Origin of the sequence: Treponema sp. UBA7570 (assembly GCA_002477955.1) — a bacterium.
In the GTDB taxonomy this organism is placed as follows: domain Bacteria; phylum Spirochaetota; class Spirochaetia; order Treponematales; family Treponemataceae; genus Treponema_D.
Genome location: DLLE01000038.1, coordinates 3063 through 14250 on the forward strand (window position 1 = coordinate 3063; position 11188 = coordinate 14250).

The following is an 11188-nucleotide window of genomic DNA, read 5'->3' on the forward strand; positions in this document are numbered from 1 at the left end:
TGCTGACAAAATGCTTTTTCTGTTTTCGTCACGATGACGATTGCCGCATTTTTCAATATAGATTCCGGATCAAGTTCGGAATGACGAAAAAGGCAAGTCACGATGACGATTGTCGTTCAAACACTTTTTCTGTCTTCGTCATGGTGACGACTACCGCATTTTCAATATAGATTCCGAATCAAGTTCGGAATGACGAAAAAGGCAAGTCACGGTGACGATTGCCGGCAAAGCACTTTTTCTTGATTCGTCACAGCGCTTGCCTGCGCGGCTTGCATTGCGGCAGGGATAGGAATGGCGCGGAAGCGTTGTTTTGCGGCTGCTTTTCTTCTTGCTTTGCCCGCGCTGCAAAACAATGGAGCGAAGCGGAACCATGGATAGCCCGGCGACGCGGAGCGGCGGCCGCCCGTTGTTTTATTCGGAAAAGAGCAGTTTTGCCGCGTCTGTTATAATTTTTACCGCTCCTTCCACGCCAAATTTTTCAACATCAATCATTAAATTTCTTCCGTGGCGGTCGCCCCTGTTTTTGCCAGTTATGTATTTGTAATATCTGTGGCGTTTTCTGTCGATTTTGGCAATCATTTTTTGCGCCTGTTTTTGTGTTAAGCCGTATGCCTGAGAAATATGAGTTACGCGATAAGAAAGCGGCGCATAGACAAAAATGCTCAAGGTTGAATCTAAATTTTGCAAAAAATAGTCCGAACAGCGTCCTAGCATGACGCAGTTTTCTGAGCCTGCAATTTTTCGAATCACGCCGGCCTGCGCTTCAACCGCTTTTGGAGAATAAAACATTCCTGAAACTCCATAGCCAAACTCTGTCTGAAAATTGTCCGTTATGCCGGGATGTTCCTTTTGAGCGAAAAATGTCAGTTTGTCTACTCCGCCCTCTTTTGCCGCAAGAGCCACAAGCTCCTTGTCGTAAAACTTTACACCGAGAGCTGCCGCCACCTGACGTCCAATTTCGCGGGCATTGCAGCCAAATTCGCGGCCAATTGTAATTGTAAAGTGTTTCATTTGTTTGCCTCCAGAAAAAAAAGACGCCGGACCAAAAAGCCTGGCGTCTTTGCAAAGTTTGTTTTCTATCTGACAAGGAAAATATAAAAGAATTTTGTTTTTCCGTCAACAAAATCAGAAAACCGCAAAATCAATCCGCTTCAAAAATCGTTTTTAAGCCGGCCTTGACTCTTATTTTTTTGCTATCAATGTGGATTTTGCCCTTTTTCTTTTCGATTTTTTGAATTCCGAAATATTTATTTAAAAAACTTTCGTTTTTTGCCGTGATATAGAAATTTACATCACATTCAAAATCGGTTTTGTCTTTTTTAAGAGAGTACATTGCCTTTTTTTCAAAATTTTTGAGTTCAAGAATTACGTATTGGTCAACTTCGCCGGATTTTTTTTGCGTGCAAAGGACAAATCCCGGATAAAGCGGAAATTCTCTTATGCGCAGAAGTTTTCCTTCTCTTTTTTCCTGAACAATTTGGCCTTTGTATTCATCTTTTACGCAAAGGCTGTCGAGATATTCTGAATAGTCGTTCTTGTATTCTTGTAAATTTTTGACAGTTTGATTTTTTTCCAGTTTTTCGAGAATTTTTGAATATTTTTCGGCGCGCTGAGCCGCAAGATTTATTACATGCGGATACAAAATGCTCATATATTCATAATTCAGGCCGTAACTGTCAGCGTTTGTGTTAAAAATGTCGCCTGAATGCATTGAGACTGTCTTTATTTTTGGAAAATCAATTTGGTTTAAGAAAGTAACGGACAAAACTAAATCCGCAAGGTTCCATTCCCAGCGGGATTTGTTTGTATTGTGGCGGTATCCGTTGTAAACTTTCATCTGTCCGCTCAAAAGTTTCGCATACTGTCTGTTGGATTCTGCAGCTTTTTTGAGGTTTTCGGTATCCTGCGCAGTGTAGACGGCTTTTTCAAAAGCCATTTCCGGAAGATTGAATACCTGAAGGAACGGATTTTCGTACATATAAACAGCTTTTAAGGCGTCCGGATCGCCCGAAATTCCGCTTTTGTCCATAAAAATTTTAAATTCGTTTGCAGAAAGAAGACCTTTTGAGTTTTTCCAGTTTAATTCCAAATAATTTTCAGTTGCCGAGCTTTTTACACAAAAAGTTTTTCGGTTTATTCCGTCAAACATTTTTTTCAGGAGTTCTGTAAATTCTTCATGTTCGCAGTTTATGTCTTCTTTTGAAAAATCCGGCGTAACAAAAAAGTTCTTCGGAACTCCGTCTTTTCCGGGATCAAAGCGCGGCATATAAGTCCACATTTCTACGTCATAGAATTTTATTGACTTTGATTCCTGCCAACCGTCTTTTTTTATTGTTATCTTTAAATTAAAACCGCCTTCGTTTGCAAGCGTAAAATCTTCAACCTGAACGCTTAGATTTTCGAGATTTTTTCCGTTTTCAAAAACACTGCCCTTAAAAGCGTATTCGCAGGATTCTCCCCATTCCGATTTTCCGCCCAAATAATCCTGCTCTGTAAAAAATAAATTGCACTTTGTAAAAGTCCATTCTGCGTCAAAAATCTGTTTTGAATAAAATCCTGTGTTGCCTTCAAAATCCAATCCTGCGACACGAAGCTCCCGCGCGGAATTTCCATGCCCGTTTTGATGAATCGAAATGAATTTTGTAAGGCGGGCTTTTCCCTCAAGCTTAATATCCGGCTGCTTACGCCAGTCTTCTGCTGGAAGTCCCCAGCTTTCAAAATTTGAGCGGTATTCATTTCCTTTATATTTTGACTTATAAGGCTCGTAAGTATATTTAAAAAACATTGGATCGCAGCCCATAGTGTCAAAATCAATAAGCCTTGTGTACATTGAGCCTTTGTCGCCGATTATAAAATTTGTCGAAGCCGAATTGCTTAAATTTACGGCGATAAAACGTCCGTTTTTTGGAGTTAAAAAAGTTTTTGAAAGGTCGGCAGGAAGCCCTGAATCCGTAAAGCGAATCTCGTTTCCTTTTTCGGTCAAAAAATAGATTGTCTCAAGCCCCATTGTGCCAAAATGATGCTCGTTCTTAAAAATATCTTCATGCCAAAGTACATCTTTCCGTCTTGCTCCCATTGCCCAGGCCCGGTAATTGTTTACAACAATTCCAGGTTTAAAAACCACACTCTCTGGCCACCCGTAAAGATAAACCCAAGTGAAAGGTTTTACGTAAAAAGGACTTGCAGCCTTTTTTCTGACTTCTTTTTCTGTGTAAGTTCTGTAAAGCCTGCCCTGCTCGTCAAAAACAAAGACGCAGTTTGAATCTCCCGAAATTTCTACGACTGACTGCGCGCCTTCTGGAAGTCCAGTTCCGCAATAAAGCTTCCATAAGCTCTCGTTTTTAGTTTTAAACAAGAGCTTTCCGTTGCGAATCATAAATTCGTAATTCTTTGTAAAAGTCTGTGTCCGCGTTTTTATAAAAATATGCTCAGGATAAGTTCCATTTATGCTCTGTTCGGAAGAATTGTCCTGCAAAAAAAGTGAATCTGGAGCGTTAAGAGAATTTTCGATGGATTTATAAAATTTGCCGTCGGCAGAAAGAGAGGCAAAAGTTGACTGAGGTGTCTGGCAGGAGGAAAAAAACAGCGATCCAAAAGTTCCTAAAACAACAGGAACAAAGGCATAATATAAATTTAAAAGTTTTTTTGATGAATTCTTGCAGTATTTTCTCATAGGCACTGAGTTTAACATAAAAATACACTGCATTAAAGCGTGACTTTTTTTGTTTTACAGAATTTTTTAATTCAACTCGAATGCCCCGGTATAAAGCTGATAATATCTTCCATGCTTTTGCAAAAGTTCATCGTGAGTTCCGTGTTCGATTATAGTTCCTTCTTCTAGGACAATTATGCAGTCTGCGTTGCGCACTGTCGAAAGCCTGTGCGCAATTACAAAGACAGTGCGCCCTTTCATAAGCTGATCCATGCCCCTTTCGATTAAGAATTCTGTGCGGGTATCAATTGAACTTGTCGCCTCATCAAGAATCAAGACCGGCGGATTTGCAACCGCAGCCCGGGCAATCGCAATCAGCTGACGCTGGCCCTGGCTTAAATTTGAGCCGTCGCCTTTTATAACAGTGTCAAATCCCTGCGGAAGGTGGCGGATAAATGAATCGGCATTTGCAAGCTTTACCGCGTCATAAACCTGGTTATCCGTTGCTTCAAGGTTTCCGTAGCGAATATTTTCGAGAACCGTGCCCGTAAAAAGGTGAATATCTTGCAGAACAACAGCAATGGAACGTCTTAAATCCTGCTTTTTTATGTCATTTAAAGGAATTCCGTCATAAGTAATAGAGCCAGAACCTTCTTTTATGTCGTAAAACCGCGTCAAAAGGTTAGCAATAGTCGTTTTTCCAGAACCTGTCGAACCAACCAGAGCAATTTTTTGTCCTGGTTTTGCGTGCAGACTGATTCCATTTAAAACTCTTTTGCGTCCGTTGTAAGAAAAATTGACATCCTTAAAAACAACATCGCCGCAAAGAAGTTTTAATCTGTCGAGTTCCGGACAATGCCATGCCCATGTTCCTGTCTGCGCAAAACTCTGAACAAGAACTTTTTCGTCTTTTTTGAATTTTGCCTCATAAGCATTTACCAAAGAAACAGTTCCATTGTCAGTTTCTGGCTTTTGATTGATTGCGGCAAAAATTCTTTCTGCTCCGGCAAGAGCGTTCAAGATTGAATTGAACTGCTGGCTCAACTGGCTGAGCGGACGGGAAAATTCTCGTGTTGACTGCAAAAAGCTTGCAATTGTTCCCAAATCCATGTAACCGGTAATTACGAGAACCGCGCCGAAAATAGAAATCAAGGCATATTGAAAATGAGAAAGGTTGTTCATAATCGGACCAAGAATATTTGCATAAGTTGACGCCTGAGTTCCAGATTCGCATAGGGCTTCGTTCAGTTTAGAAAAATTTCTGTTTGCCTGTTCTTCCCGCGTAAAGATTTTTACAACGTTCTGGCCTTCAATCATTTCTTCTATGTAGCCGTTTATTTTGCCAATATTTTCCTGCTGAACCCGATAAGCATTTGCGCTCTTTTTTCCGACCGTCGCGCTCAAAAGCATGATTCCTGCGACTGTCAAAACCATAACGGCAGTAAGCGGAATGCTTAAAAAAAGCATCATGCAAAAAATTCCAGCAACCTGAAAAATTCCCGTCAAAAGCTGAGGAATACTTTGGCTGAACATGTCGCGCAAAGTGTCAGTGTCGTTCGTATAAAGCGACATTAAAACTCCGTGCGTATGTGAATCATAATATCGCAGTGAAAGCTTAGATTGATGGCTAAAAAGTTCGCAACGGATTTTATAAAGAGTCGAAGTTGAAATTTTTAAAAGAAGCCTTTGTGTTAAAAAAGACGAAATTGCGCCGATCGCGTAAATTCCGGCTATTTTTATTATTAAAACGGCAAATCCTGTCAAATCCGGATTTTGCTTTCCCATAAGAGGAAGAATATAATTATTTACGGCAGGTTTTAAAAGATATGCGCCCGCAACTTCTGCTCCTGCCGACAAAATTATGCAGAAAAAAAGAAGAGGCAGCAAAACTTTAAAAGTTTTCATGTAAGCAAGGAGCCGCAAAACTGTTTTTACTGTGTGATTGGGCTTTTGAGCGCCACGATTTTTTACAGATGACATCTATGCTTTTCTCCCCGATTTTTAATTTTTACTAATTTGAGAATCATAAATTTCTTTATAAACTTTGTTCTCCTGCAAAAGCTGGCTATGAGTTCCAATCCCAGTTATTTTGCCTTCATCAAGCACGACAATAAAATCCGATTCTTGAACTGAAGCGATTCTCTGCGCAATTACTATTTTTGTGGTTTGAGGCAGGCAATTTCTCAAAGAGGCACGAATTCTTGAATCTGTTGCGGTGTCAACGGCGCTCGTTGAATCGTCCAAAATCAAAATTTTCGGATTTTTTAAAAGCGCGCGCGCAATGCAAAGACGCTGTTTTTGTCCTCCGCTCAAGTTTACTCCGCCCTGTCCAAGCTCAGTTTTAAGGCCAGCTGGAAGCTCAGAAATAAAATTGAACGCATCTGCAACTTGACAGGCATGTTCAATCTGTTTTTGCGTTGCGTCTTCGTTTCCCCAGCGCAAATTCTGTTCGATTGTTCCGCTAAAAAGCACATTTTTTTGCAAAACCATTCCGACAGCACCGCGAAGAGCCTTGTAACTGTAATTTTTTACATCGGCTCCGCCAACTTTTACGCAGCCACAAGTGCAGTCATAAAGCCTAGGGATAAGAGAAACAAGGGTTGATTTTGAAGAACCAGTTCCGCCGATTATGCCGACAGCCGAACCTGAAGGAATTTTTAAATTTATGTCCGACAAAACGCAGTTGCCGTTTTTGCCTTCATAAGAAAAGGAGACATTAAAAAACTCGACTGAACCGTCTTTGACAGAATTGATTTTTGAGCCGTCATTTGAATCATCTTCTTCGGTATTAAACGAAAGAACTTCCATAACACGAGAAACAGAAGCTTTAGAGAGGATAAATTGAACAAAAATCGAACTAAGCATCATCAAGCTCATTAAAATCTGCGTAACATAAGTAAGAAAACTTACAAGTTCTCCAGTTTTCATAGAACCGATAATAACCATTTTTCCGCCAAACCAAAGAGTTGCGATTATGCACATGTAAATTACAAATTTCATTATCGGCATTGAGCAGATTACAAGTTTTTCGGCACGAACTTGACAATCGCGCAACTGAGCGGCAATTTTTTCAAATTTTTCACATTCAAAATCTTCGCGGACAAATGCTTTTATGACACGAATTCCAATCATACATTCCTGGACAAAACTATTGAGCGCGTCGTATTTTTTAAACATTGCCTGAAAACGCGGGTATGCCTTTGCAGAAATAAAAATCAAAAAAAAGGCAAGCAGAGGGATTGCAATAAAAAACAAAAACGCCAGCCTCAGGTTTATAAAACAGGCAATTATCGTTCCTGTAAGCATCATAAGCGGAGCGCGAACCAAACTGCGGATTAAATTCTGGTACATATTCTGAAGATTTGTAACGTCCGTCGTTAAACGAGTAACAAGAGAACCTGTTCCAAAATGCTCAAGCCCCGCAAAAGAAAAATTTTGAACTCTTTTAAACAAATTTGCCCGCAAGTTTTTTGAAAAACCATAAGAAGCAAGAGAAGAAAGGCGGCCGCCGCAAACTCCGCACGAAAGAGAAAAAAGTGTGCATAGAACCATAAAAATTCCTGTGCGGACTACATAATTTATATTTTTTGTTGCGATTCCATTGTCAATTATATGTGCCATTATAAGCGGAATTACAGTCTCCATAACAACTTCGCCAATCATGACAAGAGGAGTAAAAAGCGTAAAAAGCACATATTTTTTTTCAAGACCAGAAACAATCTTTTTTAAATTCATACGTTCATATATTATAAGTCTTATCAAAATTTTATAAATGTAAAAATTTGTTTTATTTAAGGTGATAACAAAAACAAAATGCGGAAGAGATTGCAAGGGTGAGCGCAAGCGAAAACAAACGCCTGCGTTTGGTCGGAGGCGAATGCCGTAGCCCTGAAAAGCTCGTTTTTTTTGAGTTTACTCAAAAAAATCCGCCCGTACAATTTTTAACTTTACTTTTATCTTCAATATAAATAAATTTGTTGTATGGATTGCATTTTTTTTGAAGAAGATAAAATTTTTTTACGTTCATTTTTGGCTGAACAGAGTTTTGCGCGCACTGACTTGGAAAAACTTCTGGCAGAAGACGGTTTTGCGGCAGAAATTTGCGCTGACGGACGGATTTTGTTAAAAAAATGGAATTTTGATTCCATTAAGATTCTTGAAGACAAGTCGGCCGCGTTTGCAGGAAAAATGCCGGGCGAAGGCAAATTGGTTTTTGAGCCGCTTTTTAAGATTTTTGAAGATAAAAACGAAGCAAACAAAAAAGAAAATTGCAACGAAAAAATTGTTGCGGTTTTTAAGGCGATGGACGAAATTCTCAAAGATGCAGGCTTTTGCGAAAATCAAAATGAATACGAATCGAAAAAATTGACGTTTTTTCCGGGCGCACAGGGGATTTTGGTTTCGAAAAAACAGAAAAATGGAAGTTTTTGGGCAGTTGTTCTTCCAGGAAATCTTTTTGAGCGTTGCGCAGAAAATTCAAAAGATTATGGAAAATTTCAGGGAATTTTTGTTCACCGCGGACTCGAAGGTCTGGAAGCGGCGCTTTTTACAAGAGCCGCGCTAGCTTATCGGGCAATCACAAAAAAATATGCTTTTTGCCAGGAAAATTTGGAAAAAAGACAGGCGGATATTACGGATTCGAATTTTATTCCTGTTGAATACGAAATTCCTGCCGTAAACGAAAAACTTGCATTGTCTGTAGACGCAGGGCTTTGCATAAAACGAAAAAAACGGACTATTCCTGGAGAGCGCCGTTTTGTAAACGAAAAAACCGAAAAAAATCGCATTGAAATTCTAAAAAAAGCCATGGAATTTAATTCAAAACTTTTGGAAGATTTTTTTAAGGCTGGATTTTCTAAAAATCAGGGCGACCAGAAATTTTTAGAAAGACGAATCAAATTCATAAAAAAACAGGCGAAAAAAATAAAGTCCGGACGTTTTTATCGAAGAAATTCAAAAAAAATTTGGGGAAGCGTTTTTGCGGCAATTGCCGGATTTTCGGTTGCATCCAGTTTTAATAAAGAAAATCAAAAACTTGCAACGAGCATGGGACTTACTTCCGGGCAGACCGTGCAGACTCTTTTGACAGGAATTCACAAGGCTGACGTTACGATTATTCAGGAAATTGCAAAAGGAAAAGAAGCAAAAAGCCTTATTCAGCAGGTTTCGGGATTTTATGTTACAAACAAACAGAGGCTTGCAATGGACGAAAAAGACGGAACCTTAACTCCTGCCGGCTGGCTGTTCTTTAGAGGGACGACTGATTTTTGGCAATACGGAATTACAAATTTGACGATTGACGGAATTCAAACTTCTTCAAATTTTGATTATCCAAAAAGAAAAGACAAAAAAACTCCGCTCAAAGAAGAAAACGGCAAAACCTTAAAAAAAGGCGATGAAACAAGCCACGAAGTAAGCTACAATCTGATTTACAACGAAGGCGAGCCGATAATTACGGTTTTGACAACGACAGAAAATGTTAATCTTGTGTGGAACGGAAAGCGATGGATTGTAAGAAAAATCAGCGGAACTGGAAAAACTTTCCGGAATTCCTACAGCGTAAAAAACTACAAAAAAGACTATCTGGACTGTCTTGAAAAAACTGGAGAAGACGTAAAAAAAGCGTCAGAACTTCTGCGCCAGAAGTACAATTTTGTGCCGTCAGAAATGGATTTAAGAGACGAAGTTCCATATATGATAAAAAAATACAATAATTCAGCCGCAAAAGAATTTAAGTAAAATTGCAAACATTCTGTTCTTTCCTTCTTTTTCTTAAAATGACATTTTCTTTCTTTTTGTCATATTGACATTTATTGAGAAAATGTCGTATTCTCCTAGTTAGATATTAACAAAGCGAGGCATTAAGATGGCTTTTGACTACAATCTTGAAAAACAGCACGCAAAAGGAAAACTTCACGCAATTGAAAGAATCAACCTTCTTTGCGACAAAGACAGTTTTATGGAAATTTATGCAGATGCTCAGCATCAGTGCACAAGTTTTGGAATGGACAAAAAAACAATTCCTTATGACGGCGTAATCACAGGCTTTGGAAAAGTAAACGGAAAAAAGGTTGCAGTTTATGCACAGGATTTTACAGTACAGGGCGGTTCTTTAGGAAAAGTCCACGGTCAGAAAATTGCAGAACTCATTGCAAAGGCAATTGAATGCCGCTGTCCTGTAATCGGACTTAACGATTCTGGCGGTGCCCGTATTCAGGAAGGAGTTGACGCTCTTTGCGGTTACGGTGAAATTTTCCGTCAGAATGTACGCGCAAGCGGTGTAATTCCGCAGATTTCTGTGATTGCAGGACCTTGTGCCGGCGGCGCAGTTTATTCTCCTGGACTTACGGACTTTATTTTTACAGTCGATAAAATTTCTGAAATGTACATTACAGGACCAAAAGTTGTAAAACAGGTAATGTTTATGGACATTACATCGGAAGACTTGGGTGGAGCTGCAATTCACTCTCAAAAATCAGGCGTTGCACACTACCGTTGCCCGACAGAAGCAGAATGTATCGAAAAAGTACGCAAGCTTCTCGATTATATTCCTCACTATTACGGCGACAAAACTCCTTTTGAGCCAAAAGAAAAAAAGGCTCTTTTTGGTAAAAAAGCTGACTTTAAATATACAGAAAAAAAATCTGCTGAACTCGACTCTGTTCTTCCAGAAACAAGCACAAAAGGATACGATATCCGCGAAGTAATCAACCGCGTTGTAGACGATGACAGCTTCTTTGAATCAACAGAAGAATTTGCAGGAAACGCAGTTGTAGGTTTTGCAAAAATCGAAGGCAAGACGGTTGGCGTAGTTGCAAACAATCCTGGAAACTTTGGCGGTGTATTGAACTGTGACGCTTCCGACAAAATTGCACGCCATGTCCGCTATTGCGACGCTTACGACATTCCGCTTTTGACCTTTGTTGACGTTCCAGGCTTTATTCCAGGTCCGCAAGAAGAACAGAAGGGAATTATCCGCCACGGAGCAAAAATTCTCTACGCTTATGCAGAAGCCTCAGTTCCAAAAGTTACAGTAATCACCCGCAAGGCTTACGGCGGAGCATACATTGCAATGTGCTCAAAACACCTCGGCGCAGACTTTGTTTATGCCTGGCCAAAAGCAGAAATTGCCGTAATGGGAGCAGAAGGAGCAATTGGAATTCTTTATGCAAAAGAATTAAAAGACCCGAACAATGCCCAGCTCGTGCAGGAAAAAGGACAGGAATACCGTGCAACGTTTATGACGCCTACAATTGCCGCTCAGCGCGACTACATAAGCGCCGTAATTGAACCACAGGAAACCCGCGCCCGAATTTTAAGCAGTTTTGAAATTCTCGAAAATAAGAGCGTTTCGGACAAACCTCTCAAAAAACACGGAAACATTCCTCTTTAATATTTTACAAAACGGCATCTTTATTTAAGGCGCCGTTTTTTTTATTTTTGGAGCACATCTTCGCCCTAACCGGCTTTCCGCCCTTCGCTAGCGCTCATTGCCTGCGGCAACTCCGGGGCTCCAATCCGGGCTATAAGGCCCGG

General features: G+C 40.0%; 6 protein-coding genes. 2 read left to right on the plus strand and 4 right to left on the minus strand.

Translation table 11 applies throughout. The annotated features are described in order from the left end of the window. Window positions 1–411: 411 nt before the first annotated feature. The 4 genes from B4N75_RS04745 to B4N75_RS04760 all read right to left on the minus strand — a co-directional run bounded on the left by B4N75_RS04745 (window position 412) and on the right by B4N75_RS04760 (window position 7387). Complete coding sequence (locus B4N75_RS04745; protein WP_296668188.1) at window positions 412–1011, minus strand: AAA family ATPase; 600 nt, start codon at window positions 1009–1011, stop codon at window positions 412–414. 130 nt (window positions 1012–1141) lie between these two features. Then, window positions 1142–3691 carry a hypothetical protein gene (locus B4N75_RS04750; RefSeq protein WP_296668187.1) on the minus strand — a complete coding sequence of 850 codons (2550 nt, stop codon included), beginning with the start codon at window positions 3689–3691 and terminating at the stop codon, window positions 1142–1144. A gap of 48 nt (window positions 3692–3739) precedes the next feature. After that, window positions 3740–5632 carry an ABC transporter ATP-binding protein gene (locus tag B4N75_RS04755; protein ID WP_296668186.1) on the minus strand — a complete coding sequence of 631 codons (1893 nt, stop codon included), beginning with the start codon at window positions 5630–5632 and terminating at the stop codon, window positions 3740–3742. Between the two features lie 21 nt (window positions 5633–5653). Continuing rightward, window positions 5654–7387, minus strand: a complete 1734-nt coding sequence (locus B4N75_RS04760; RefSeq protein ID WP_296668184.1) for an ABC transporter ATP-binding protein — start codon at window positions 7385–7387, stop codon at window positions 5654–5656. A 246-nt stretch (window positions 7388–7633) separates the two neighbouring features. Between B4N75_RS04760 and B4N75_RS04765 the strand changes: the two genes are divergently transcribed. Further along, entirely contained in the window at window positions 7634–9391 is a 1758-nt protein-coding gene (locus B4N75_RS04765; RefSeq protein WP_296706701.1) for a hypothetical protein, read from the plus strand. A gap of 127 nt (window positions 9392–9518) precedes the next feature. Next, window positions 9519–11045, plus strand: a complete 1527-nt coding sequence (locus B4N75_RS04770) for an acyl-CoA carboxylase subunit beta (RefSeq protein ID WP_296020238.1) — start codon at window positions 9519–9521, stop codon at window positions 11043–11045. The last annotated feature ends 143 nt before the right edge of the window (window positions 11046–11188 follow it).